This is a genomic window from Nocardioides silvaticus (genome assembly GCF_003160695.1).
In the GTDB taxonomy this organism is placed as follows: domain Bacteria; phylum Actinomycetota; class Actinomycetes; order Propionibacteriales; family Nocardioidaceae; genus Nocardioides; species Nocardioides silvaticus.
This window is the reverse complement of record NZ_QGDD01000009.1, coordinates 74,481-98,355: the sequence shown is the minus strand read 5'-3', so window position 1 is coordinate 98,355 and position 23,875 is coordinate 74,481. Positions and strand designations below refer to the sequence as shown.

Annotated in this window: 22 protein-coding genes and 1 tRNA gene; 8 read left to right on the top strand and 15 right to left on the bottom strand. The window is 71.1% G+C overall.

Features of this window, described 5'->3' with window-relative positions; genetic code table 11:
• Positions 1 to 9 precede the first annotated feature (9 nt).
• From metG to DJ010_RS18035, 5 genes are read right to left on the bottom strand one after another with little or no spacing between them, the layout of a single operon-like run.
• Positions 10 to 1,803, bottom strand: a complete 1,794-nt coding sequence (gene metG, locus DJ010_RS18055) for a methionine--tRNA ligase (RefSeq protein ID WP_109696342.1) — start codon at positions 1,801 to 1,803, stop codon at positions 10 to 12.
• 41 nt (positions 1,804 to 1,844) lie between these two features.
• Positions 1,845 to 3,023 carry an N-acetylmuramoyl-L-alanine amidase gene (locus DJ010_RS18050; protein ID WP_109696340.1) on the bottom strand — a complete coding sequence of 393 codons (1,179 nt, stop codon included), beginning with the start codon at positions 3,021 to 3,023 and terminating at the stop codon, positions 1,845 to 1,847.
• 16 nt (positions 3,024 to 3,039) lie between these two features.
• Complete coding sequence (locus DJ010_RS22140; RefSeq protein WP_158283058.1) at positions 3,040 to 3,207, bottom strand: hypothetical protein; 168 nt, start codon at positions 3,205 to 3,207, stop codon at positions 3,040 to 3,042.
• A 39-nt stretch (positions 3,208 to 3,246) separates the two neighbouring features.
• A complete protein-coding gene (locus DJ010_RS18040) occupies positions 3,247 to 3,888 on the bottom strand; it encodes a mycothiol-dependent nitroreductase Rv2466c family protein (protein ID WP_109696337.1) in 642 nt (213 codons plus the stop codon).
• 49 nt (positions 3,889 to 3,937) lie between these two features.
• Positions 3,938 to 5,593, bottom strand: coding sequence for a CHAP domain-containing protein (locus DJ010_RS18035; RefSeq protein WP_109696335.1), 1,656 nt, complete (start codon positions 5,591 to 5,593; stop codon positions 3,938 to 3,940).
• A 190-nt stretch (positions 5,594 to 5,783) separates the two neighbouring features.
• Between DJ010_RS18035 and pepN the strand changes: the two genes are divergently transcribed.
• Positions 5,784 to 8,363, top strand: coding sequence for an aminopeptidase N (pepN, locus tag DJ010_RS18030; protein WP_109696622.1), 2,580 nt, complete (start codon positions 5,784 to 5,786; stop codon positions 8,361 to 8,363).
• Positions 8,364 to 8,480: 117 nt separating this feature from the next.
• Here the strand turns inward: pepN and DJ010_RS18025 are convergent, their stop codons facing one another.
• Together DJ010_RS18025 and DJ010_RS18020 are read right to left on the bottom strand one after the other, a co-directional pair.
• The gene (locus DJ010_RS18025; RefSeq protein WP_109696333.1) at positions 8,481 to 8,843 is read right to left on the bottom strand and encodes a DUF5130 family protein; all 363 of its coding nucleotides are present in this window, start codon (positions 8,841 to 8,843) and stop codon (positions 8,481 to 8,483) included.
• Between the two features lie 6 nt (positions 8,844 to 8,849).
• The gene (locus tag DJ010_RS18020) at positions 8,850 to 9,206 is read right to left on the bottom strand and encodes a hypothetical protein (RefSeq protein ID WP_109696331.1); all 357 of its coding nucleotides are present in this window, start codon (positions 9,204 to 9,206) and stop codon (positions 8,850 to 8,852) included.
• A 110-nt stretch (positions 9,207 to 9,316) separates the two neighbouring features.
• Here DJ010_RS18020 and DJ010_RS18015 point away from each other — a divergent pair, with 110 nt between their 5' ends.
• Positions 9,317 to 10,294 (top strand): mechanosensitive ion channel family protein, encoded by a 978-nt coding sequence (locus tag DJ010_RS18015; protein WP_109696329.1) that lies wholly within the window; start codon positions 9,317 to 9,319, stop codon positions 10,292 to 10,294.
• Between the two features lie 8 nt (positions 10,295 to 10,302).
• Positions 10,303 to 10,686, top strand: coding sequence for a globin (locus DJ010_RS18010; protein WP_342769511.1), 384 nt, complete (start codon positions 10,303 to 10,305; stop codon positions 10,684 to 10,686).
• On the opposite strand, the gene DJ010_RS18005 is transcribed toward DJ010_RS18010, so the two are convergent.
• Positions 10,670 to 11,599 (bottom strand): acyl-CoA thioesterase, encoded by a 930-nt coding sequence (locus tag DJ010_RS18005; RefSeq protein ID WP_245927678.1) that lies wholly within the window; start codon positions 11,597 to 11,599, stop codon positions 10,670 to 10,672. The genes DJ010_RS18010 and DJ010_RS18005 overlap by 17 nt on opposite strands.
• A gap of 71 nt (positions 11,600 to 11,670) precedes the next feature.
• Here DJ010_RS18005 and DJ010_RS18000 point away from each other — a divergent pair, with 71 nt between their 5' ends.
• The 3 genes from DJ010_RS18000 to DJ010_RS17990 are packed head-to-tail and all read left to right on the top strand — an operon-like array spanning position 11,671 to position 14,057.
• Positions 11,671 to 12,885 carry an acetyl-CoA C-acetyltransferase gene (locus tag DJ010_RS18000; RefSeq protein WP_109696324.1) on the top strand — a complete coding sequence of 405 codons (1,215 nt, stop codon included), beginning with the start codon at positions 11,671 to 11,673 and terminating at the stop codon, positions 12,883 to 12,885.
• A gap of 31 nt (positions 12,886 to 12,916) precedes the next feature.
• Positions 12,917 to 13,489 carry a GNAT family N-acetyltransferase gene (locus DJ010_RS17995; RefSeq protein ID WP_109696323.1) on the top strand — a complete coding sequence of 191 codons (573 nt, stop codon included), beginning with the start codon at positions 12,917 to 12,919 and terminating at the stop codon, positions 13,487 to 13,489.
• A gap of 37 nt (positions 13,490 to 13,526) precedes the next feature.
• Positions 13,527 to 14,057: a MarR family winged helix-turn-helix transcriptional regulator gene (locus tag DJ010_RS17990; RefSeq protein WP_109696321.1), complete on the top strand. Its 531-nt coding sequence runs from the start codon at positions 13,527 to 13,529 to the stop codon at positions 14,055 to 14,057.
• 3 nt (positions 14,058 to 14,060) lie between these two features.
• Here the strand turns inward: DJ010_RS17990 and ettA are convergent, their stop codons facing one another.
• The 5 genes from ettA to DJ010_RS17965 all read right to left on the bottom strand — a co-directional run bounded on the left by ettA (position 14,061) and on the right by DJ010_RS17965 (position 20,971).
• Positions 14,061 to 15,743, bottom strand: coding sequence for an energy-dependent translational throttle protein EttA (gene ettA / locus DJ010_RS17985; RefSeq protein WP_109696319.1), 1,683 nt, complete (start codon positions 15,741 to 15,743; stop codon positions 14,061 to 14,063).
• 81 nt (positions 15,744 to 15,824) lie between these two features.
• Positions 15,825 to 16,310 carry a single-stranded DNA-binding protein gene (locus DJ010_RS17980; protein WP_109696317.1) on the bottom strand — a complete coding sequence of 162 codons (486 nt, stop codon included), beginning with the start codon at positions 16,308 to 16,310 and terminating at the stop codon, positions 15,825 to 15,827.
• 169 nt (positions 16,311 to 16,479) lie between these two features.
• Positions 16,480 to 18,099 carry a GTPase gene (locus DJ010_RS17975; protein ID WP_245927676.1) on the bottom strand — a complete coding sequence of 540 codons (1,620 nt, stop codon included), beginning with the start codon at positions 18,097 to 18,099 and terminating at the stop codon, positions 16,480 to 16,482.
• A complete protein-coding gene (locus tag DJ010_RS17970; RefSeq protein WP_245927670.1) occupies positions 18,096 to 19,853 on the bottom strand; it encodes a dynamin family protein in 1,758 nt (585 codons plus the stop codon). The genes DJ010_RS17975 and DJ010_RS17970 overlap by 4 nt, the downstream gene beginning before the upstream one ends.
• Entirely contained in the window at positions 19,850 to 20,971 is a 1,122-nt protein-coding gene (locus tag DJ010_RS17965; protein ID WP_109696313.1) for a PrsW family intramembrane metalloprotease, read from the bottom strand. Before DJ010_RS17965 ends, DJ010_RS17970 begins: the two co-directional genes overlap by 4 nt.
• Before the next feature lie 71 nt (positions 20,972 to 21,042).
• Here DJ010_RS17965 and DJ010_RS17960 point away from each other — a divergent pair, with 71 nt between their 5' ends.
• Complete coding sequence (locus DJ010_RS17960; RefSeq protein ID WP_245927668.1) at positions 21,043 to 22,455, top strand: aminopeptidase P family protein; 1,413 nt, start codon at positions 21,043 to 21,045, stop codon at positions 22,453 to 22,455.
• Here DJ010_RS17960 and DJ010_RS17955 read toward each other — a convergent pair whose 3' ends face one another.
• Positions 22,456 to 22,893, bottom strand: a complete 438-nt coding sequence (locus tag DJ010_RS17955; RefSeq protein ID WP_109696311.1) for a group I intron-associated PD-(D/E)XK endonuclease — start codon at positions 22,891 to 22,893, stop codon at positions 22,456 to 22,458.
• Positions 22,894 to 23,033: 140 nt separating this feature from the next.
• Between DJ010_RS17955 and DJ010_RS17950 the strand changes: the two genes are divergently transcribed.
• Positions 23,034 to 23,106: transfer RNA gene (locus DJ010_RS17950), tRNA-Arg, on the top strand.
• A 110-nt stretch (positions 23,107 to 23,216) separates the two neighbouring features.
• Here DJ010_RS17950 and DJ010_RS17945 read toward each other — a convergent pair.
• Positions 23,217 to 23,843, bottom strand: coding sequence for a hypothetical protein (locus DJ010_RS17945; protein WP_109696309.1), 627 nt, complete (start codon positions 23,841 to 23,843; stop codon positions 23,217 to 23,219).
• Between the last annotated feature and the right edge of the window lie 32 nt (positions 23,844 to 23,875).

The window sequence follows — 23,875 nt, the reverse complement described above, 5'->3', positions numbered from 1 at the left end:
TCGGCCGGCTCAACCTCCGAGGCGTGCGAGCTCCTCGTCGACCACCGACGGATCGAGCTTGGTGAAGATCGGGGTCGGCTTGGCGACGGCGGACCCCGGCTCGACCGGGTGGCGCCGCCAGGCGGGGAAGTCGGAGTACTCGCCCGTGATGATCGGGTACGGCGCACCGCCGTCGAGGTCGTCGACCTCCTCGATCCGCGGCATCGGGGCGACCGCGCCCGACCCGCCCAGCGCCTTGTCGACCTCGTTCGCGGAGAACGGGAGGAACGGCGACAGCACCAGGTTGAGGTCGGACACGCACTGTGCGGCGACGTGCAGGATCGTCCCGAGGCGTTCGCGCTCGTCCTCACCCTTGAGCTTCCAAGGCTCGTGGTCGGAGACGTACTTGTTGACCTCGCCGACCGCCCGCATCGCCTCGTTGATCGCCTGCCGCATCCGGTTGCGGCCGATGAGGTCGCCGACGGTGGTGAAGGTGTCCTGGGTGGCGTCCAGCAGTGCGCGGTCGGCGTCGGTGAGCTTGCCGGCGGCCGGGATCTCCCCGAAGTTCTTGTGGATCAGGTTCGCGGTGCGGTTGACCAGGTTGCCCCAGCCCGCGACCAGCTCGTCGTTGGTGCGCCGCACGAACTCGGCCCAGGTGAAGTCGCTGTCCTGGTTCTCCGGGCCGGCAGCGGCGACGAAGTACCGGAACGCGTCGACCTGGTAGCGGCTCACCAGGTCGCGGACGTAGATGACGACCTTCTTGGAGGAGGAGAACTTCCTTCCCTCCATCGTGAGGTACTCCGAGCTGACCACCTCGGTCGGGAGGTTGAGCTCGCCGTACTGCCGCGGGCTCCCGCCCCGGTCGCCCTTGCCGTTGTAGGCGAGCAGCTCGGCCGGCCAGATCTGGGAGTGGAAGGTGATGTTGTCCTTGCCCATGAAGTAGTAGGACAGCGCCTCCGGGTCGGTCCACCACTCCCGCCAGCGCTCGGGATCGCCGGTGCGGCGCGCCCACTCGATGGTCGCGGACAGGTAGCCGATGACGGCGTCGAACCAGACGTAGAGCTTCTTCGTCGGGTTGTCGCGCCAGCCGTCGAGCGGGATGGTGATGCCCCAGTCGATGTCGCGCGTCATCGCCCGCGGGCGGATCTCCTCCAGGATGTTCTTAGAGAAGCGGATCACGTTCGTCCGCCAGAGCCCGCTCGCCTCCCGTCCGTCCAGCCACTCGCCCAGCGCCTCGGCGAGAGCAGGCAGGTCGAGGAAGAAGTGCTGGGTCTCGACGAACTCCGGCGTCTCGCCGTTGATGCGGCTGCGCGGGTTCTTCAGGTCCTGCGGGTCGAGCTGGTTGCCGCAGTTGTCGCACTGGTCGCCGCGCGCGCCCTCGTAGCCGCAGATCGGGCAGGTGCCCTCGATGTAGCGATCCGGCAGGGTGCGACCGGTCGACGGCGAGATCGCGCCGAAGGTGGTCTGCTCGAGGAAGTAGCCGTTCTCGAAGACGCCGAGGAACAGCTCCTGGACGACGGCCTCGTGGTTGCGGGTGGTGGTCCGCGTGTAGAGGTCGTAGGTGATGCCGAGCGCGGTGAAGTCCTCGACGATGAGCCGGTGGTTCTGGTCCGCGAGCTCCTGCGGGCTCAGCCCCGCCTCGTCGGCCGCGATGAGGATCGGGGTGCCGTGCTCGTCGGAGCCGGAGGCCATCACCACGTCGTGCCCGACCATCCGGTTGTACCGGCTGAAGATGTCGGCAGGCACGTACACACCGGCCACGTGACCGATGTGCCGCGGGCCGTTGGCGTACGGCCAGGCGGTGAAGGACAGGACTCGACTCATGGTCGAATCCTAGGGACGCGGACGGCGCTCCGACGAACCGGTTACCCGCGACGGAACTCGCGGATCCTCCTCGCCGTGCGACGCCGCACCATCGGCAGCGCCCGGTAGAGAGCGCCGCCCGGGCAGGCGGTCTCGTTGGTGTCGCGGTGGCCGTCGATCGTCGGCAGCTCGACCAGCCGGCCGTCGCGGAACCGGTCGCTGCCCTCGGACCGGACCCAGACCGTGCGCCGCGGGTCCCCGGCGCCGTCGAGCTTCCAGGCGGCGACCCGGACCAGTGCGCGGATCATCGGCTTGCGCACCCGGCCCGACTCGAAGTTGCCGATCGCGGCGACGCCGACCGACGCGTGGTTGAAGCCCAGCGTGTGTGCGCCGCGCACCGCCCGCCTCGGTCCGCCGGCACGGCCCTCCCACAGCCGGCCGAACCTGTCGACGAGGAAGTTGTAGCCGATGTCGGACCAGCCCAGGTTGACCGTGTGGTAGCGGTACATCGCCCGGATCATCGCCGGCACGTCGGCCCGGCCGTAGTCGTTGCTGTTGACCGTGTGGTGCACGTGCACCTGCCGGATCCGCTCGTTGTAGCGGGGGCGGCCGTTGCGCAGCCGCGGGTTCGGGCTCCATGCCTTGCGGAAGAGCAGCCCCGGCATCGGGACCTCGCCGCGCTCGCGCGCGACCACCAGGTCCGGGGCAGCGGATCGGTGCTGCCCGACCGAGCGGTCGGCGGCCCGGCGTCGTGGCCGCAACAGCGCGAGGACCGGGCCCCGCTGGTCGCCGCTCATCTCGACCTGGATGGCGGTGCTCGGCCCGGTCCACACCAGGTCGGTCGCCGCCCGGGCGCGGACGCCCTCGCGCGACCGCGGGTCCGGGCCGTGCGTGAGCCGGGGCAGCGTGCGCCACTCGGTCCAGCCGCCGGACTCCAGCCGCCACCGGGCGCGGACCCGGCCGCGGCCGCGGCGCCAGGTGACGCCGAGGGCGGTGAACCGGTCGGTCTCGACCACAGGAGTCCGGAAGCCGTCGGCCCGGCGGGCCAGGCCGGGCAGCGTGCCGAGCGGCAGGTCGAGCGCGTCGACGCCGTCCGGGTGCCGGCGCAGCCGGTGCCGGCCGTCGACGACGGCACCGGCCGGACCCGTGCGGGTCGCGGCGACGACCCCCGCCGCTGCTGTCAGTCCGGTCGCGAGGCGCGCCACGTCACGGCGCCGGAGAGCCAGGTCCGAGATCCGCATGACAATTCAGCATGGGTCATCCCGCGGCCGAACCCGCGGAACCGGCCCGGCCGGGAGTGTCAGGGAGGCCGTCAGGATGAGGGACCCGACGACCGGCGAAGGCCGCGAGCGCGTCGTACGGCGCCGCGTCGGCGGGGAACTCGACCTCGGGGCCGAACGCGCCGCCGCGCTTGTCGGCCGTCATGTTCGCGCGCATGAAGCCGTGGCCGACCTCGGCGGACCGCTAGGAGAAGTCGAGGTCGCCGGTGCGGGAACGCTTGAGCTCGTAGAAGTACGGGAACGACGCGACGGCGACGCAGCCGTCCCAGAGCCGGACGGCGTCCTCGCCCCGCGGGACCTTCGACAGCACCGGGCCGAAGAACGCCGAGCCGTTGAAGGCGATGGTCGGCGTCCCGACGTCGTCGCCGACCTGGTCCATGCCCTCGTGGTGGGACTTGACGACCGCGTGGTCGTAGGACGCGTCGTCGAGCGCCTCGATCAGGTCGGCGTCGAGCCCGGCCTCGGCGAGCGCCTCGGTCACCAGCGCCCGGCCGTCGTCGTCCTGCTCGTGCAGCGCGCGGCCCTCGAGGTGGATCCGGTTGCCCAGCGCGGTGTAGAGCGGGAGCAGCGCCGCGTTGCCGTGCCGCTCCTCGGCGGCGACCAGCACCCGCACCGGACCCCACGCCGGAGCCAGCATCTCGCGGTAGGAGTCGGGGATGTCGCGGTCCTCGTTGAGGTGGGCCAGCGACATGACGTGCCACTCGACCTCGATGTCACGAAGCTTCTCGACCTCGAGCATCCAGCGCGAGGTGATCCACGCGAACGGACACAGCGGGTCGAACCAGAAGTCGGCGCGGTCACGGACGGTTCCCGAGGTCGTGGTCATACCGGGTTCAATAACCCGGACCACGGTCCGTATTCCGCGTCTCGCGACCTCAGCGCAGGATGCGGACGCTCGCGCTGCCCTTGGCGGGCAGGATCGAGCCGCTGCCGGCGTACTGCACCCGGACCGTGCGGCTGCCGGGTTCCAGGCCCTTCACGACGGCCTTCGCCTGCCCGCTCACGAGGGTGGCGGTGACCGTCCTCCCACCCACCTTCACGGTGACGTCGCCGGGGACGCCGACGTCGGGGACGGTGACCTGCACCCGCACGACGGCCTTGCGGGACCTGCCCGTGGGCGTCACGGTGACGGTCGGCTTCGCGACGACCTTGCCGTCGACCCGCGCCGTCTCGACCAGGTCGGCATAGTTCCTCCGCGAGCGCGTCACCTGCACCGCCAGCGTCGCTCCGAGGTCGGCGGAGGTGAGGGCGTACGTGGCCGCGGTGGCGCCCTCGACCGGCTCAGCGTTGCGCAGCCACTGGTAGGCGACGGTGGCGTCGGCGGGCTGGACGGTGCCCGGCTGGGCGGTCAGGACCTGGCCCAGCCGCGGCCGGCCGCTGATGGTGGTCGGCGTGCTCGCGACGATCTGGCCGCTGACCACCGGCCCGACCGTGGCCGAGCGGACCGGCATGTTCTTGTAGCCGGCCGCCCGGGCGTGCGTGGCCACGACGATCTTCTTGCCGAGCAGGTCGCGGGTCAGCGTGAGCGTCGGGCTGGTGGCGCCCTCGATGAGGACCCCGTCGGCCTTCCAGCGGTAGAGGGTGTCCTCCGACTCCGGCGACCAGGTCGCCGGCGTGGCGGTCAGCACCTCGTCCACCGTCGGGTCGCCGCTGATGGTGGGCGGCGTCACCATGGTGAACTCACCGCGGGCGACGGCGGCCGTGGGCTGGCTGCCCACCGTGCTCGAGGTGTAGCCGTCCCGCTTCGCGGTGACCTCGACCGTGATCTGCTTGCCCTTCTCGGCGGCGGTCGGGGTGAACCTCTTCTCCGTCGCCCCGGCGACCGGCGCACCGTCGGCGAGCCACTGCCAGCTGATCGTGAGCTTGCTCCCGTCGGCCCAGCTGCCGCGGGTGGCGGTCAGCTCGACGCCGACTTGCGGGGTGCCGGTGATCGCCGGCGGCTCGGTGTTCTGGACGGCCTTGTCGACGAAGTGGATGAAGCCGGTCGGCCACCGCCCGCTGTCGCGGGTGATCCGGCGCCAGTGGAAGTCGCCGCTCCAGGAGTCCTCGCTGATGATGATCTCGTCGGCCGAGACCACCTTCTCGACGTACGCCACGTGGCCGCTCGAGCCGACACCCTGGTCGTACCGGTCCCACCACGCCACAGCCCCCACAGACGGACGTGCGTTGGTCAGGTGCGCCATCGCGTGGCCCCAGTTGTAGGCCATGCCGGACCCGCTCCACGGGCGCTCGGTCGACATGCCGGCCTGGATCATCCGGTAGGCCGCGTAGTTGGTGCAGTTGTGGCCGCTGTACATGCGCCAGTACATCCGGTTGTTGACGGCGCCGTAGCCGGCGTCGGAGTAGCCGGCGTTGCGGCAACCGCTGTAACCGGTGCAGAGGTACGTCGACCCCGACGCCAGCTCGCGCTCGTCGGCGGCGGCCGGGTCGGCCGCCCGTTGCTGGACGCCCACGGCGAACATCAGGGATGCCAGCAGTGTGCTCGTGAGCAGCGCGGTCCCCCCGCGCCAGAGCGATCGTCCGTGGCGCATGCGGACCACTCTCGTTCACTCGAACCTCAGAACGCAACAAAAACCCGCAAAAACACATAAGCCACAGGCGTGTCACGCTTGACTTTCCTGAATTACATGTTTGTTGTTTCGCGCCGCTCCCCGTCGCCAGGGTCGTACGGCGCCGAGCCCGATGTCTGACAATCCGTCGTCCGGTGCGAAGATGGCGGGCATGCCCGGAACCAACCTCACGCGCGACGAGGCCACCGCCCGTGCAGCGCTGATCGACGTCACGTCGTACACCGTCGAGCTCGACCTCACCCAGGCCGAGCAGAGCGGCATCCAGACCTTCGGGTCGACCTCCACGATCGCGTTCACCTGTCGCGAGCCCGGCGCCGAGACGTGGGTCGACCTGGTGGACGCGACCGTGCACGAGATCGTCCTCAACGGGAAGGCGATCGACCCCGCGTCGCACGTCGACAGCCGGATCCCGCTGACCGGGCTCGAGGCCGACAACACGCTGGTGGTGCGGGCGGACTGCACCTACTCCCACACCGGTGAGGGGCTCCACCACTTCGTCGACCCGGCCGACGGCCGGGTCTACCTCTACTCGCAGTTCGAGGTCCCGGACGCCCGCCGTGTGTTCGCGTGCTTCGAGCAGCCCGACCTCAAGTCGGTCTTCGACTTCCGGGTGACCGCCCCCTCGCACTGGAAGGTCGTCTCCAACGCCCCGACCCCCGAGCCGACGCCGGTCACCGACGGCGTCGCACTGTGGACGTTCCCGACCACGAAGCGGATGTCGACCTACATCACCGCCGTCGTGGCCGGTGACTACTACGAGGTGCACGACGTCTACGAGGGCCCGAACGGCGTCATCCCGATGGGCCACTACTCGCGCCAGTCGCTCAAGGCCGAGCTCGACCGCGACCGCGAGGAGCTCGTGCTGCTGACCCGGCAGGGCTTCGAGTTCTTCGAGGAGGCCTTCGGCTTCCCCTACCCGTTCGAGAAGTACGACCAGCTCTACGTTCCCGAGTACAACATGGGCGCGATGGAGAACGCCGGCTGCGTGACCCTGCGCGACGAGTACATCCCGCGGTCGCGGCAGCCGCGCTCCTTCTACGAGTTCCGCGCCTCGGTGATCCTCCACGAGATGGCGCACATGTGGTTCGGCAACCTGGTGACGATGCGCTGGTGGGACGACCTCTGGCTCAACGAGTCGTTCGCCGAGTGGGCCTGCTACCACGCCGAGGCCCAGGCGACGTCGTACACCGATGCCTGGACCGGCTTCGCCAACATGCGCAAGCAGCGCGGCTACCGCGCCGACCAGCTGCCCAGCACCCACCCGATCGCCACCGACATGGTCGACCTGCACGCGGTCGAGGTGAATTTCGACATGATCACCTACGCCAAGGGCGCGGCGGTGCTGAAGCAGCTGGTGGCCTGGGTCGGGCTGGAGCCGTTCCTGTCGGGCCTGCGGGAGTACTTCCGCGACCACGCCTACAGCAACACCGAGTTCGTGGACCTGCTGACTGCGCTGGAGAAGTCGTCGGGGCGTGAGCTGTCCGGGTGGGCGCAGGAATGGCTGCAGACCGCCGGCGTCAACACCATCTCCCCCGTCTTCGAGCTCGCCGACGACGGCACCTACGCCACGTTCGCCGTGCGCCAGACAGCGATCGACGAGCAGCCCACGCTGCGCCGGCACCGGATCGGCGTCGGCTTCTACAACCCCGGTGCCGACGGGTCGCTGGTCCGCAGCGACTACGTCGAGGTCGACATCGCGGGCGCCGAGACCGAGCTCCCCGAGCTGGTCGGCAAGACCCAGCCCGACCTGCTCCTCCTCAACGACGGCGACCTGACGTTCGCGAAGGTGCGCCTCGACGAGCGCTCGCTCGCCACCGCGGTCGAGAGCCTCTCGGCCTGCGACGACTCGCTCACCCGCGCACTGATCTGGAGCGCCGCCTGGGACATGACCCGCGACGCGGAGATGACGGCTCGCGACTTCGTCTCGCTCGTGCTCGGCAACATCGGCGCCGAGTCCGACTCGTGGGGCCTCACCGCGTTCCCGGGCTTCGCCGCCCAGGCCGTCAACCAGTTCTCCGCCCCGGCCCACCGGCCGGCGCTGCGCGCGCAGTGGGAGCAGGGCCTGCGGGCGCTGCTCGAGGCCGCCGAGCCGGGCACCGATCACCAGCTGACCTTCGCCCGCGGCTTCGCGGGCGCCGCCCACAGCGACGAGGCGATCGCCGACCTCGAGGCGCTGCTCGACGGGTCGCTGACCTTCGAGGGTCTCGAGGTCGACCAGGACCTGCGCTGGACGCTGCTCAACAACCTGGCCCGGGTCGGCCGTGTCGACGAGGCACGGATCGACGCCGAGCTCGCCGAGGACAACACCATCTCCGGCCAGGAGCACGCGGCCGCCGCCCGCGCGGCGATGCCGACGGCAGAGGCCAAGGAGCGCGCCTGGGAACAGGCGATGGTCGACGGTTCGGTGCCGAACGAGACCGCCAAGCAGGTCGTGCTGTCGTTCATGCGCGCGGGTCAGGAGGAGCTGCTGGCGCCGTACGTCGAGCGCTACCTCGCCGACGCCCCGCTCGCCTGGGACCGGCTCGGGCCGCACCGCGCCGCGGTGTCGCTGGAGTACATCTTCCCGCGCGTGCTCGCCTCCGACACCGCCCTCGCCACGATCGACGAGTGGCTCGCCACCGAGGCCGACGGCGTCAACCCGGGTGCGCTGCGCTTCGTGAAGGAGGGTCGCGCCGACATGGCGCGTGCCCTCGCCGCCCAGGCGAAGGACGCGCCGGTCGTCGAGGAGTAGAGCGAGCGCAGCGAGCGACGTATCGAGAGGCTGCGAGATACCCACGGCCGCAAGGTCGGCGCTCGGGTGGGGGCGTCTCGATACGCCCTCGCCTAGCGGCTCGGACTACTCGACGACCTAGGCTCGGGCGTGCTCGGCGAGGAGCCGGATCCCGCGCGTGAGCCCGCCGGCGAGGTCGCCGTCGGCGAACGAGCGGGTCATCTCCTCGACCGCCAGCGCGGCCTCCGCGTCGGTGAGGGTACGGCGGACGTGCCCGCCGGTGACGACCTCGACCGCGCGGATCGTCGGGTCGACCATGATCAGGATGCTCCGCGAGGGCAGCACGAGCGTGTTGTGCAGGCTGGTCGCGAACGCGTGCGGGTCGTCGCCCTCGATCGGGCCGACGAACACCGAGAACTCGGCGCGGCAGGACTGCTCGGCCGCCCGGATCGTCGCGTCGAGGGCGGCCTGCTCGGCGCTGGTGAGGGACGCGGAGGGCATCGGCGGCTACCAGCTGCCGCCGGCGCCGCCGGCCTTCGACTCGTCCGAGTCGGGCGCGGCCAGCTCGCCCGCGGCCTTGCGCGGACCGCCGAGCCACTGGGACTCCAGCGGCGTGCCGCCGGGGCGGATCGACTCGCCGCGGGCCAGCGGCGGCCCGAGGACGAAGGCGAGGATCACCAGGAACACCAGCACCGGGATGCCGCCGAACAGCAGCAGCACCTCGACGATGTCGACCGACTCCTCCTCGGGCCACCCCTCCGGGGTGTCGGCCGAGGCGGGCCCGGCGGCGAGGAGGACGGCGGCCGTCGCGATCCCGAGCGGGGCCGCGGCGAGGAGCAGGCGACGTACGACTGTGCTGGTCACGTGCGTGAGGATATCGGCTCGTGTGCTCGACCTGACAGCCGCGCCGGTTCGATCCACGCAGCGGACCCTGGAACACTCGGGGAATGGTCTCCCCAGCCCTGTCTGTACCGATGGCCGCCGCTCCCTGCGCCGACGGCGAGCAGGTGTGCGACCTGGTCTACGACTGGACCGGTAGCAAACGTTTCGCCGACTGGGCCGACGTGCTCATCGGCAAGCCGTTGGCGGTCCTCGGACTGCTCCTGCTCGGCTTCGTCGTGCGGTGGGTCCTGCACAAGGTGGTCGAGCGGATCGCCCGGCGCGCCGAGAAGGGGGTGCTCCCCGAGCGGCTCGACGCCGCCACCGCGGCGCGACGAGCGCAGCGGGCCGAGACGATGGCCGGGATCTTCCAGAGCATCATCACCGTCATCGTGGTCGCCGTCGTCGGCACGATGATCCTCAGCGAGCTCGGGGTGGACATCGCACCGATCATCGCCAGCGCCGGCATCATCGGCATCGCGCTCGGCTTCGGCGCGCAGTCGCTGGTCCGCGACTTCCTCGCCGGCATCTTCATCTTCATGGAGGACCAGTACGGCGTCGGCGACGTCGTCGACCTCGGCGAGGCGACCGGCTCGGTCGAGGCCGTGACCCTGCGGATGACCCGGCTGCGCGACGTCAACGGCGCGGTGTGGTTCGTGCCGAACGGCGAGATCATGCGCGTCGGCAACATGAGCAAGAACTGGTCGCGCGCGGTCGTCGACGTCGGCGTCGGGTACGGCGAGGACCTGGCCCGGGTGCAGCAGGTGCTCCGCGAGATCGCCCATGACCTGTGGGAGGACGAGGACTACCAAGGCATCATCATCGAGGAGCCCGAGGTCACCGGTGTGGAGATGCTCGCCGCCGACTCGGTGACGATCCGGGTGATGGTCAAGACCGCACCGCTCGAGCAGTGGGGGGTCGCCCGTGCGCTCCGGCAGCGGATCAAGGCCCGGTTCGACCACGAGGGCATCGAGATCCCGTTCGCCCAGCGGGTCGTCTGGCACCGGGAGGACCGTCGTACTGCGGCCGAGGGGCAGGGCCCCGACGCCGGTCCTACCACCGACGCGGGATGATGGGAGGCGTGAGCGAAGCGCAGACGTTCTACGAGGAGATCGGCGGGTTCGAGACCTTCCGCAAGATCGTCGCGACGTTCTACGAGGGCGTGGCCGAGGACGAGGTGCTCCGGCCGCTCTACCCCGAAGAGGACCTCGGTCCGGCCGAGGAGCGCTTCCTGCTGTTCCTGGTCCAGTACTGGGGCGGCCCGACGACCTACTCCGAGACCCGCGGCCATCCTCGGCTGCGGATGCGGCACGCGCCGTTCCCGGTCGACAGCGAGGCCCGCGACCGCTGGCTGAAGCACTTCCGCGCCGGCCTCGACGCCGCCGGCCTCACGCCCGAGCAGGACGCGCAGTTCTGGGCCTACGTCACCCATGCGGCGACGTTCATGATCAACACGCCCGGTTGAGCGCCGCCGTCAGTCGTTCCCGGTAGTCCGCCGGCGGCTCCGTCGGCCGCTGCGTCTCGGGGTCGATGAAGACGATCACGACGCGTGCCCTCGCCAACGCCCGGTCGCGGGTCCCTCCGGAGCCTGTCGAAGGGTCGGCGATCTCGGACTCGATGACCAGCGACGTCCGGCCGACGTGCGCGACCTGCGACCAGCAGTCGTAGGGGTCCTGACGGAGCAGGATCGGCGCGAGGTAGTCGACGTCGCAGCGCGCGACGACGATCTGGAGCGGACGGCCGGCCTGCGCGCCGTACCCGAGCTCGGTGAAGTACCGGATCCGCGCTTCCTGGAAGTACTCGAAGTAGACGACGTTGTTGACGTGACGGTAGACGTCGACGTCGCTGAAGCGGACCTGGACCGGGTAGTGGCCGGCGCGCTCGCGGTCGACGACCACCCGCTTCGCGCGCTCCCTCTCGACGGGCTCGAGGTAGACCTCCAGCGCCGCCCGCTCCTCCGGCGTCAGCCGGCGCGGGCTCTCGATGTCGAAGCGGTACGGCGCCAGCACGGTGCTGGCCTCGAGGTACACGGTGCGCTCCCCTGCCTCGTCCTCGTGGAAGAGCTCGTAGGCGAGGGTGAACGAGCCGACCCGCAGCTCGGTGACCCAGCACTCGATGAGCACGGGCCGAGGGCCGAAGAGGAGCGGCGCGCGGTAGGTGACCTCGTGGCGGCTGACGATGATCGCGTCGACGAGGTCCTCGGTCGCGTCGGCGTCGCTCGAACCCGACCAGCGGTGCGCGCGCAGCAGGTCGACCCGCGCCTCCTGAAGGTAGTCGACGTAACGCACGTTGTTGACGTGCCCGAGCAGGTCGAGGTCGGCCCAGCGGATCGGGCAGGCGTAGCGGTGCCGCACAGGGGCGATCGTGTCACGCGTCACCTCTGCAACCTGTTCCAGTCCGCCCCCACTAGGCTGGACGGGTTCGTCCACCGCTCACCGAGGAGTCACCCATGCCCGAGGCCGTCATCGTCTCTGCCGCTCGTACGCCGATCGGCCGCGCCAACAAGGGCTCGTTGAAGGACTTCCGGCCCGACGACCTGACCGCGCTCATCACGAGGGCCGCGCTCGACAAGATCCCGGCCCTCGACCCCAACGACATCGACGACTTCTACCTCGGCTGCGGACTGCCCGGCGGCGAGGCCGGCAACAACATGGCGCGGGTCGTGACGACCCTGCTCGGCTACGAGATCCCCGGCGCCACCATCACCCGCTACTGCTCCTCCTCGGTGCAGACCTCCCGGATGGCGTTCCACGCCATCAAGGCCGGTGAGGGCGACGTGTTCGTCTCCGCCGGCGTCGAGGCCGTCTCGCGGTACCAGTTCGGCACCTCCGACCACATCCCGAACACCAAGAACCCGCTCTTCGGCGACGCCCAGCAGCGCACCGAGGAGTACGCCGCCGGCGGCAAGGACTGGCACGACCCACGCGAGGACGGCCAGCTGCCCGACATCTACATCGCCATGGGCCAGACAGCCGAGAACGTCGCCCGGCTCCGCGGTCTCGACCGCAAGGAGCTCGACGAGTTCGGTGTCCGGTCGCAGAACCTCGCCGAGAAGGCGATCGCCGACGGCTTCTGGGAGCGCGAGATCACCCCGGTGACCCTGGCCGACGGCACGGTCGTCACCAAGGACGACGGCCCGCGCGCCGGCGTGACCTACGAGGCCGTCTCGCAGCTCGACCCGGTCTTCCGCCCCGACGGCGTCGTCACCGCGGCCAACTGCTGCCCGCTCAACGACGGCGCGGCGGCGGTCGTCATCATGTCCGACACCAAGGCCGCCGAGCTCGGCCTCACCCCGCTCGCGCGCATCGTCTCGACGGGCGTGAGCGGGCTCTCGCCGGAGATCATGGGCCTCGGCCCGGTCGAGGCCACCAAGAAGGCGCTGGCCAACGCGGGCATGTCGATCGGTGACATCGACCTCGTCGAGATCAACGAGGCGTTCGCGGCGCAGGTCGTGCCGTCGTACCAGGACCTCGGCATCGACATCGACCGGCTCAACGTCAACGGCGGCGCCATCGCGGTCGGCCACCCGTTCGGCATGACCGGCGCCCGCCTCCAGAACACGATGCTCAACTCGCTCGACTGGCACGACAAGTCCACCGGTCTCATCACCATGTGCGTCGGCGGCGGCCAGGGCATGGCGATGATCCTCGAGCGGATGAGCTGACGCCACCCCGCCTGCTGCTCGGGTCGGTGCGATGACCATCGAGGTCCGACCGGCGACGGTCTTCGACGACGTCCGGACGCTGGTGGGACCGAAGCGGCCCGACGCCAATGTGTGCTGGTGCCTGAGCTACCGCATCCCCTCGAAGCTCAACAACGAGCTGCGCGGACCGGCCCGGGGCGAGTACGTCGCCGGGCTGGTCCGGGCCGACCCGCCCCCGGGTGTGCTGGCCTATGACGGCGACGAGCCGGTGGGCTGGGCGGCGGTCGCGCCCCGCGCGGACACCTCGTTCGCCCGCAACCGCAAGATCCCGCACGTCGACGACCTTGCGGTGTGGTCGCTGTGGTGCATCCGGGTGCGGCCCGGCCACCGCGGCCAGGGCATCTCGCACGCGCTCATCGAGGGCGCGGTCGACTTCGCCCGCAGCCGTGGAGCGCCTGCCGTCGAGGCCTACCCGCTCGACAACCGCGGGGCGAAGGTCGACCTGACGATGGCCTACGCAGGGTTGCGCAAGAACTTCGAGGCCGCCGGGTTCGAGGTGGCAGCGAGGACGACCTCGGTGCTGGCCCGCCATCCGCGACTGCTGATGCGGCGCGCCCTCTCGTGAGAGGCGGCCCGGGGCGTCGCGGACATAAACTGCAGACGTGACCGAGTCCGACCTCGAATCGAAGCGCGAGGCCTGGCGCCGGCGCGAGCCCCGTTGGCTCGACGACCGCCAGCAGCACGCCTGGCGCGCCCTGGTCCTCGGCACCACCCTGCTGTTCGACCGGCTCGACGACGACCTGCGCCAACAGCACAACCTCTCCCTCGTGGAGTACGAGATCCTGGTTCGTCTCTCGGAGGCCGAGGACCGCTCGCTGCGGATGGCCCGGCTGGCCGAGTCGCTCGCCCACAGTCGCAGCCGGGTCACCCACACGGTCAAGCGGATGGAGGCCGCCGGCCTGGTGGAGCGGTGCGGCTCCAAGGAGGACGGTCGCGGTGTCGTCTGCCAGCTCACCGACCGCGGCGACCTGCTGCTGCGCAACGTCGCCCCCACGCACGTCGCCGGCGTGCGCGACTACCTCGTCGACCTCATCGACGCCGACGACTTCGAGGCGGTCGGCCGGGTCATGGACGCCGTCGCCGACCGCCTCATCTCCGACCACCCCGAACGCGAGATCCGCGACGACCGATAGGTCTCAGTCCCGCGTGAGGCGGCGGTGGGTGACCCGGTGCGGGCGGGCCGCCTCGACGCCGAGACGCTCGACCTTGTTCTCCTCGTAGGCGGCGAAGTTGCCCTCGAACCAGAACCACGAGGCCGGGTTCTCGGCGTCGCCCTCCCAGGCGAGGATGTGGGTGGCGACCCGGTCGAGGAACCAGCGGTCGTGGGAGGTCACCACGGCGCAGCCGGGGAAGTCGAGCAGGGCGTCCTCGAGCGAGGACAGGGTCTCGACGTCGAGGTCGTTGGTGGGCTCGTCGAGGATCAGCATGTTGCCGCCCATCTTGAGCGTGAGCGCGAGGTTGAGGCGGTTGCGCTCGCCACCGGAGAGCACGCCGGCCTTCTTCTGCTGGTCCGGGCCCTTGAAGCCGAACGACGCCACGTAGGCGCGGGAGTTCATCTCGAAGTTCGCGACCTTGATGAAGTCCAGGCCGTCGGAGACGACCTCCCAGACGTTCTTGTTCGGGTCGATCCCGCCGCGGCTCTGGTCGACGTAGGAGATCTTCACGGTCTGGCCGACGTTGAGCTCGCCGGCGTCGGGCTGCTCCTGGCCGGTGATCATCCGGAACAGCGTGGTCTTGCCGACGCCGTTCGGGCCGATGATGCCGACGATGCCGGCGCGCGGGAGCGTGAACGAGACGTCGTCCCACAGGGTGCGGCCCTCGAAGCCCTTGGTCAGGCCCTTGACCTCGAGCACCACGTCACCGAGGCGCGGGCCCGGCGGGATGTTGATCTCGGAGGTGTCGATCTTGCGGGCGCGGTCGGCCTCGGCCGCCAGCTCCTCGTAGCGCGCGAGACGGGACTTGCTCTTCGCCTGGCGGGCCTTCGGGTTGGAGCGGACCCACTCCAGCTCCTTCTCGAGCATCTTGGCCCGCTTGGCGTCCTTCTGGCCCTCGATCTTGAGCCGTTCCTTCTTCGTCTCGAGGTAGGTCGAGTAGTTGCCCTCGTAGCCGTGGATCTGGCCGCGGTCGACCTCGGCGATCCACTCGGCGACGTTGTCGAGGAAGTACCGGTCGTGGGTGACGGCCAGCACCGCGCCCGGGTAGCTCTTGAGGTGGCCCTCGAGCCACTGCACCGACTCGGCGTCGAGGTGGTTGGTGGGCTCGTCGAGGAGGAGCAGGTCGGGCTGCTGGAGCAGCAGCTTGCAGAGCGCGACCCGGCGGCGCTCACCTCCGGACAGGTTGTCGACGAGCGCGTCGGGCGGCGGGCAGCGCAGGGCGTCCATCGCCTGGTCGAGCCGGCTGTCGAGGTCCCACGCGCCGGCGTGGTCGAGGTCGGTCTGGAGGTCGCCCATCTCGGCCAGCAGCGCGTCGTAGTCGGCGTCGGGGTCGCCGAGCTCCTCGGAGATCTGGTTGAAGCGGTCGAGCTTGCCCTTGATCTCGCCGACGGCCTCCTCGACGTTCTCGAGGACGGTCCTGCCCTCCGTCAGCGGCGGCTCCTGCTGGAGCATGCCGACGGTCGCCTCGGGGTCGAGGATGGCGTCGCCGTTGTTGGGGCGGTCGAGCCCGGCCATGATCTTGAGCAGGGACGACTTGCCCGCGCCGTTGGGTCCGACGACGCCGATCTTGGCGCCGTGGAGGAACGACAGGGTCACGTTGTCGAGGACGACCTTGTCGCCGTGAGCCTTACGGACGTTGCGCAGGGTGAAGACGTACTCAGCCACGTTGACCGAGCCTACGGGCTCGGGGCGACCGGGACCGGTGCGGGGTCGCCGACCGGTCCCGGGACGCCCGCCGGCGCACGGTCAGGCGGCGCCGGCCACCGCCTCGGCGGACGAGGACGACGACCCTGTGGTCGAGACGGCCCACGGGTCCTTCTCGGTCGCCGGCGACGCGTCGCTCACCTGCGGCCGCTCGTCGCGACGGGCCGAGCCGACGGTCTTGGTGAACACCGCGATCCCGCGGCTGAGGTCGTGCCCGACGGTCACCGCTTCGATCTCGAGCGCCGTCACCTCGACACCGTTCCGGTCGTAGCTGCGCTGGTTGAGCCGGCCGTGCACGATCACCGGGTCGCCCATGTGCAGCGACCGCTTGCAGTGCTCCCCCAGCACCCGCCACGCGCTCACGCCGTACCACTGCGTCGGGCCGTCGACCCACTCCTGTCGCCCGCGGTGGAACCGCCGCGGGGTGCAGCCGACGCGGAAGTTGGCCACGCTCGTGCCCGCCACGTCCCGCAGCTGCGGCTCGCTCCCCAGCCAGCCCTGCACGGTCACCATCGTGTCGTTCGTCATCTCTGCCTCCGATATCCCCGGCCGCGCTCGCGACCGGACGGCTCGGAGTCCACGCGGGACCGCCGACGGTCGGGCCGCGCCCGGTGTCGCGCCTGTGGAGAGGGCGGGCGGGGCGGCGGCCTGTGGACGGTTGGTGGCTCCTCCGGCCGGGTGCCGCGCTCAGGGAGCGTTACTGGAGGGCCGAGCCGATCCCGCTGCGGAACGAGGCGTACGACGCCAGCACGCGGTTGGTCGGCTCGACGACCTGGTGCGAGAGCACGCCGGCCACGACCTCGCGCATCGCGTGATCGGCATCGTCGCCGCGCTCCCGGGCGGAGCGGCCGGCCATCGGCCGCACCACCAGCCACAGCAGCACGCCGAGCACCAGGCCGGCGGCCAGACCGAGCATCGGCACGGCGAGGCCGGAGACCTCGGGGGCGTCGTCGAGCGTGCCCTGGACGGCGAGGAGCGCCCACCAGGCCCCGCTGCCGATCGCCGCGAGGAACAGCAGCCACTGCAGCACCCGGACCAGGCCGACCCAGCCGGGGACCCGGTCGGCACGGAGGTCCACCGAGGCCAGCCCGCGGTCGAGGGCGTCGTCGGTCTCCTGGAGGCGGCCGGTCGCGGCGTCGTGCACCGCGCTCGCCCACGGTCCGGCCAGCGGTGCTGCCGTCTCGTCGGCGAGCTCGCGCACGGCGTTGTCGACGGCGGCCCGCTGCACCGCGACGGCCTGCGGCCGGGAGCCGGCCCGGAACTGGGCCAGCTCGTCCGGGTCGCGTCGCCCCAACGCGCCGAGCAGCGCGACCGGCGGCCACGCGACGGCACGGGTGGCACGGCTGCGCACGGAGCGCTCGACGGCGCCGGCGACGGTCGGCACGCCGGCCGCCTCGGCGACCCGGTCGACGAGCGCCTCGGTGCGCTGCGGGGTGATCTCGCTGGCGGGGACGATGCCGCCGGCCTGCTCCAGCCGGCCCGCAGCCGCGGCGACGTCGGCCTCGACGCGGAGGGTGGTGCTGCGCTTCTGCTCGACCCGGGAGGCGATCTCCTGGCGCAGCTCGTCGACACCGATGCCCTCGCGGGCGCTGATCGGGATCACCTTCACCGACCCGAGGCCGTCGTTGGCGAGCAGGCGCTTCACGTCGTCGACCATCGCCTGGCGCTTCTCCGGCGCGATGGTGTCGATGTGGTTGAGGACGACGAGCATGATGCCGGCGTGCGTCTTGTACGGCGCGAGGTAGCGGTCGTGGAGCGCGGCGTCGGCGTACTTCTGCGGGTCGACGACCCACACCAGCAGGTCGGCGAGGTCGACCAGGCGGTTGACCTCCAGGTGGTGCGACACCTCGGTCGAGTCGTGGTCGGGCAGGTCCATCAGCACGACGCCGGCGAGCGCCTCGTCACCCTGCCGGGTGTCGAGCATCGAGTCGCGCATCGTCTGGTGACGCGGCGGGATGCCGAGCCAGTCGAGCACCTCCTCGGCGCCCTCGCTGCCCCAGACGCAGGCGGTCGCCCAGGAGGTCGTGGGGCGGCGGACGCCTGTGGAGGAGAGCTCGAGCCCGGTCAGCGCGTTGTAGGTCGACGACTTGCCGGACCCGGTCGCGCCGGCGATCGCCACCACGGTGTGGTGGGCCGACAACCGCAGCCGCGCGGTGGCCCGGTCCACGGTCGCGACCGTGTCGTCGAGCAGCGCGTCGTCGAGGACCCCGCGCCCCGCAGCCACGGCCTGCTCGAGTCCCTGCAGACGCGTGCCGATGGTGGTGCCGCGGGTGGCGAGGTCGCGCAGCGCGCGCAACTCCCCATCCGGTTGAGTCACAGGTGTCCTCCGTTGTGGGCAGAGCCCTTCTGCATCGTGGCGGCGTAGCGCAGGTCGTCGACCCGGCGTGCGGCCGCCCGCAGCTGCTCGCCAGCGTCCTCGGCCAGCTGCCACTGACCCGCCGGTGCAAGGTAACGGTTCTGTTCACCGGCGAGCAAAGCGCCGATCCGGTCCTCGAGCGACGCCCGGGCCTGGTGACGGAGCAGCCCGGCGGTGCCGGGACCGACCACCGTCTCGAGCAGCCGGTTGCCGAGACGGAGCGACTCCGTGGCCGCGGCCGGCGGCTGGTCGCCGCCGAGGACGGTGACGGCCAGCGTCACGGCGAGGCCGCGCACGCCGACGGCGAGGAACCGGGCGGAGGTGCGGACGTCGCCGCTCTCGTTGCGGACCATCTCCTGGAGGTCGGACTGCCAGGCCTGGGTCGCGGCGACGGTACGACGACGCAGGTCGCGGGTCGCCCGCGCGAGGTCCTCGCTCGCGGCGTCGACCAGCTGGGCGCCGTACGGCGTCGCCCGCCAGGCTGCGGCTGCCCGCGCTGCTGCCTGCTCGCCGTGCTCGACGACCAGCGCCTCGAGAGCGCTCTCGATCGCGACGCCGACGCGCTCGGCCTGCTGGGGCTTGCCCTTGATCGCGTTGACCAGGCGCTCGCGGACGAAGCCGACCTTGGCCTCGAGCGAGCGGATCAGCTCGCCGCTGCCGACGAACTCCTGCCAGCGCGTGAGCAGGTCTCCACGCAGCAGGGTGCCGTCGACGGCGCTGGTCAGCAGCTGGGTGCCGACGATGTCGTACTGCCGCTTCACCAGCGTGCCGAGGTCGGCGATCGCGCGCACCTGCTCCTCGGCCGCGTCGGCGATCGGGTAGACCCGCCTGGTCAGGATCCGGATCGAGCCGCCCACGGTCTGGTGCACGATCGCGTTGCGGGCCACCTGGTCGGCGGCGAGCGCCTCGAGCCACGACCGGATCTCGGCGGCGTGACCGGCCGGCAGCAGCCCCTCCTCGCTGACCGAGCCCTCAGGGACGCCGAACAGCGGGGAGTCCTTGAGGCCGCGGGAGGCCATCATCCGGGCCAGGTGGCCGGCGACGGTGTCGAAGGTGTCCGGCGGGGTGCGGTCGAGGACCATCGCCACGGCGGTGGAGCGCTCGGCGGCCTGCTTGAGGTACTCCCACGGCACCTGGTCGCTGTAGCGCGCGGCCGAGGTGACGAACAGCCACAGGTCGGCGGCCGACAGCAGCTGGCCGGCGAGGATGCGGTTGCGCTCCTCCACGGAGTCCACGTCGGGCGCGTCGAGGATCGCGATGCCCTTGGGCACCGCGGGCGTGGGGACCAGCTGGATGCAGTCGTGGTCGTTGGTCGGGTGGTCGACCCGCTTGAGGTCCGGCAGCAGCCGGTCCTGGCCGAACCACTGGCCGTCGTCGGGGTGGTGCGCGAGCACGGGCGAGCGGGTCGTGGGCCGGAGGACACCGGAGGCGGTCACTCGGTGACCGACGATGGTGTTGACGAGCGTCGACTTCCCGGCGCCGGTCGAGCCGCCGACCACCGTCAGCAGCGGAGCGTCGAGCGACATCAGCCGCGGGATCACGTAGTCCTCGAGCTGGTCGATCACCTCCTGGCGGTGCTCGCGCAGGGAGGCCACGCCCGAGAGGTCGAGCGGCAGCGCGGCGGCCTGCAGGGCACCACGGAGGCGGATCATGCCGGTCAACATCTGGTTGCCGGTGATCCCGTCGTTGGTCGCGTCCAGCGGGGACGTGCTCATCGTTGGGGTACCACCTGTCCGGGGAAGGCGATACCCGGACGGGTCGCCTCGATGCGCTCCAGGAACTCCTGACCACGCGCCTGCCAGTCCTTGGGTGCCGTGCCGCGCAGCAGGCGGTGGTGCAGGAACCCGAGCTCGATCGCGGCCTGCTGATAGTCCCGCATCGCCTTCACGGCGCGGTCACCGCCCTCGGCGCGAGCGTGTCGGCGGGCCAGCCGACGGGCCCGGAGGTCGACCAGCCACCCGATGTCGGTGGCGGGGACCAGGCCCCGGGTCGCCGCGTCGTCGAGGGCCAACGCGAGCATCTGCCGCTCGCGGGAGCGGGCCCACACCGCGAGGCAGATCATGCCGACGAAGGCGGGGACCATGAGCACGACGTAAGCGAGCACGAAGCTGCCGAACCCGAACACGGTCGAGCCGTTCCAGAGGCCGTGGGCGAGCACGGCGCAGAGGTACCCACCGACCGGCGCCAGGAACCTCACGCCCCGGGAGCGCGACATCACCGCGATGCCGAGGCCGACACCGGTGAACGCCGTGAACAGCGGGTGCGCGAACGGGCTGAACACGCAGCGGATCACGAACAGGGTCGTCACGCCGGCGACGCCGCCGGGACCGGTGCCGTCGGTGCCGCCGTACGCCGCCGCGAGGTAGAGGATGTTCTCGGTGAACGCGAAGCCCACACCGACCAGGCCGGCGTAGACGAGGCCGTCGAGGAGGCCGTCGAGCTCGGCGCGGCGCCACCACAGCAGGAGGAGCAGGAACAGGCCCTTGCTCGCCTCCTCCGTGAGCGGCGCCACGACGGCCAGCGACACGGTGTCGGTGAGTCCGACGACGAAGCCGCCGACGCCCTGGACGACGAGCGCGGCCACCGTCGCGACGAACGCGCCCCACAGCAGCGCGAGGACCAGCAAGAGCTTGGGCTCGGGCTCGTAGCGGTCGAGCCACAGGTAGACCGCGACGACCGGCCCGACCGGTAGCGCGGCCAACGCGGTGGCCAGCAGCATGATGCCGGGCGCGCCCGAGAGGGCGAGGATCAGCAGCATCAGCAGCGCGCCGACGACGACGGCCGCGGTCACGACGATCGTGAACGCAAGGCTGTCGCGGCGGGCTCCGGGCATGACCGGAAGCCTATCGGGGTGGCACTCCTGCGGCCGATCTCGCGCTTCCCCGTGGAAGTTACAGTGGAGACGTGAATCACGCGGAGAAGGAGCCCAAGACCGAGTCCCACGACCCGTCGGTGCCCGAGGCCTACGCGGCCTTCATGCGGACCGGTTGGGACGACCGCGAGCAGGACGTGCGGCCGCACTCGATCGCGCCGTACGCCGCCGCCCGGCGGGCCCGGCTCGCCGCGGCGTTCCCGGGCGAGCGGCTGGTGCTGCCCGGCGGGACCTACAAGGTCCGCGCAGCCGACACCGACTACCGGTTCCGGGCCGACACCGCGCACGCCTACTTCTCCGGCAACCAGACCACCGACGCGGTCCTCGTCGTCGAGCCGGACGGCTCCTCGGCGCTCTACGCTCGCCCGCGCTCGGGTCGGGACAGCGACGAGTTCTTCCGCGACCGGCAGTACGGCGCGCTCTGGGCCGGTCGGCGGCCGTCGCTGGGCGAGCTCGAGGCCTCCCTCGGCCTGCCCGTGCGGCACGTCGACGAGCTCCCGGACGCGCTGGCGACGTCGGCGAAGACCCGTGTCCACCGTGGCCTGTCGGCCGAGGTCGACGCGCTGGTGCCGGCGGACGAGTCGCTCGACGACGACCTGGCCCGCGTTGTCTCGGAGATGCGGCTGGTCAAGGACGAGTGGGAGCTCGGCGAGCTGCAGGCCGCTTGCGACGCCACCACGCTCGGTTTCGAGGACTCCGTCGCCGAGTGGGACCGCGTGATCGAGTACGGCGAGCGTTGGCTCGAGGGCACCTTCTTCCGCCGCGCGCGCACGATGGGCAACGACATCGGCTACGACTCGATCGTCGCCGGAGGTCCCCACGCGACCACGCTGCACTGGATCGAGAACACCGGGCCGATCGTGCCCGGCACCCTGGCGCTCCTCGACATGGGCGTGGAGGGTCACAACCTCTACACCGCCGACGTCACGCGCACCCTGCCGGTGAGTGGCACCTACACCCCGCTCCAGCGCGACCTCTACACGCTGGTCCTGCGCGCCCAGGAGGCCGGCATCGCCGCGCTCCGTCCCGGCGTGCCGTTCCTCGCCGGCCACGACGCCGCGATGTCGGTGCTCGCGCACGGCCTCGGCGACCTGGGCCTGCTGCCGGTCTCCGTCGAGGAGGCGCTCGACCCCGACTCGCGCGTCTACGCCCGGTGGACCCTCCACGGCACCAGCCACATGCTCGGCATGGACGTCCACGACTGCGGCCGCGCCGCTCCGGAGTCCTACCGCGACGGCATCCTCGCCGAGGGCATGGTGCTCACCGTCGAGCCCGGCCTCTACTTCCAGGAGGACGACCTGCTCGTCCCCGAAGAGCTGCGCGGCATCGGCATCCGGATCGAGGACGACGTCGTCGTCACCGCCGACGGCGTCCGCAACCTCTCCGCGGCTCTCCCCCGCGACCCCGACGCCGTCGAGGAGTGGATGGCACGGCTGCGCGGCTGATCAGCCGGGATCCGACGCCCCGAGTTCAGGGACGAGGCGGAAGTCCGCTGCGTGCAACACCCTGACCACCTGGTTGTTGCGGCTCGGGGTGATGCGAAGCGTCACCGTCAGCCCGTGATCCTGTGGGCGGAGGTAGTAGCACTCATCGGTGTCGGGGCAATAGATGCAGACAAGGTCGATCGCAGACTTGTCGATCTTCCGTTCGTGCGTTCCGTGACGATCCGCCCAGAACGACTTGAAGGGCACCGTGACGGTGCCGTCACGGGCCGCCCGGTACTTCACCTGCACCCGGCGGAATGTGCCGCCGCGATAGGTGACCAGGTCGAAAGGGGCGTGCTCCGTGGCAGGGAACAAGACAACGTAGCCTTTTGAGACGAGGTCGGCGTAGGCCTTGGCAACGCCGAGGTCGCCCTTGTCCTTCGTGTGGTGGTAATGCAACGGGCCTCCCGTATGGCGCCGCGGATTCTAGGTTTGTCTACGGTGCCCGCAACGTCCGACTGATCAATCTCGGAGGGCTTGTCACGGTCTTCCGAGTCCATCGATTCGGGCGTCGGATGGAATACTCATCACCGCAAGAAGCCCCCGTGGCGCAATGGATAGCGCAGCGGATTTCTACTCCGATGGTTGCGGGTTCGACTCCTGCCGGGGGCACCGAGTCGACACGCCCATGGGCGCGCCTCCGTGGATGAAGCCTCTCCGCGGGTCAGGATTGAGGTGGCCCCGGGAGGTATGAGCTCCCGGGGCCAAGAGACTTTTCGGGGCTACTCCGACTCGAGCGTCTCGGGGTCGATCCCGCAGTGCTCAAGGATCTGGTTGCCGGCGCGGTCGGCCTTCTTCCCGGACTGGGTGAACCCCTTGTTGAAGGCCTCGTCGATGGCCTCGGTGTCGCTCGGGTCGAGCGCAGCGACCTCCTCGGCGAGCTCGACGAGCGGCGTCACCGCGGCGTCGACGTTGGCCGCCTGGTCGGCGGGCGCGGTCTCGACGATGGCCCCTCCGAGCTCCTCGAAGGACCGGGCCCAGGCGACGTACGCCTCGTAGTCGCCCTCCTCGAACGTGCCGAAGAGGCCGTCGAGCGAGGCGAGCATCGTCTCGATGTTGGTGCAGAAGTCGTCCGAGACGGTCGCGGTCTCGAGCTCGTCGGTCTCGTCGGTCTCGTCGGTTTCGTCGTCGGACGGCTCCTCGGTGCCGAGGGTGAGGCCCTCGGTGGCGGTCGCGTCCGACTCCTCGGTCGCGTCGGTGGTCGCCGAGGACGACTCGGGAGCGTCTGCGTCGTCGTCACCGGATGAGTCGTCGGAGCACCCGGCCGTGACGAGCAGCAGTGCCGAGACGGCGACCAGCGCCGACGTCCTGGTCCAGCGGGTCCACAGGGACCAACGGTTCGTGCGCATCCGGGGAGCCTCCTCGTCGCCCGAACCGGCGC

Excerpts from the sequence above, each read along its gene's own strand:
- metG (WP_109696342.1), bottom strand. The coding sequence starts at position 1,803 with ATGAGTCGAGTCCTGTCCTTCACCGCCTGGCCGTACGCCAACGGCCCG.
- DJ010_RS18050 (WP_109696340.1), bottom strand. The coding sequence starts at position 3,023 with ATGCGGATCTCGGACCTGGCTCTCCGGCGCCGTGACGTGGCGCGCCTC.
- DJ010_RS22140 (WP_158283058.1), bottom strand. The coding sequence starts at position 3,207 with ATGACGGCCGACAAGCGCGGCGGCGCGTTCGGCCCCGAGGTCGAGTTC.
- DJ010_RS18040 (WP_109696337.1), bottom strand. The coding sequence starts at position 3,888 with ATGACCACGACCTCGGGAACCGTCCGTGACCGCGCCGACTTCTGGTTC.
- DJ010_RS18035 (WP_109696335.1), bottom strand. The coding sequence starts at position 5,593 with ATGCGCCACGGACGATCGCTCTGGCGCGGGGGGACCGCGCTGCTCACG.
- pepN (WP_109696622.1), top strand. The coding sequence starts at position 5,784 with ATGCCCGGAACCAACCTCACGCGCGACGAGGCCACCGCCCGTGCAGCG.
- DJ010_RS18025 (WP_109696333.1), bottom strand. The coding sequence starts at position 8,843 with ATGCCCTCCGCGTCCCTCACCAGCGCCGAGCAGGCCGCCCTCGACGCG.
- DJ010_RS18015 (WP_109696329.1), top strand. The coding sequence starts at position 9,317 with ATGGCCGCCGCTCCCTGCGCCGACGGCGAGCAGGTGTGCGACCTGGTC.
- DJ010_RS18000 (WP_109696324.1), top strand. The coding sequence starts at position 11,671 with ATGCCCGAGGCCGTCATCGTCTCTGCCGCTCGTACGCCGATCGGCCGC.
- DJ010_RS17995 (WP_109696323.1), top strand. The coding sequence starts at position 12,917 with ATGACCATCGAGGTCCGACCGGCGACGGTCTTCGACGACGTCCGGACG.
- DJ010_RS17980 (WP_109696317.1), bottom strand. The coding sequence starts at position 16,310 with ATGACGAACGACACGATGGTGACCGTGCAGGGCTGGCTGGGGAGCGAG.
- DJ010_RS17970 (WP_245927670.1), bottom strand. The coding sequence starts at position 19,853 with ATGAGCACGTCCCCGCTGGACGCGACCAACGACGGGATCACCGGCAAC.
- DJ010_RS17965 (WP_109696313.1), bottom strand. The coding sequence starts at position 20,971 with ATGCCCGGAGCCCGCCGCGACAGCCTTGCGTTCACGATCGTCGTGACC.
- DJ010_RS17945 (WP_109696309.1), bottom strand. The coding sequence starts at position 23,843 with ATGCGCACGAACCGTTGGTCCCTGTGGACCCGCTGGACCAGGACGTCG.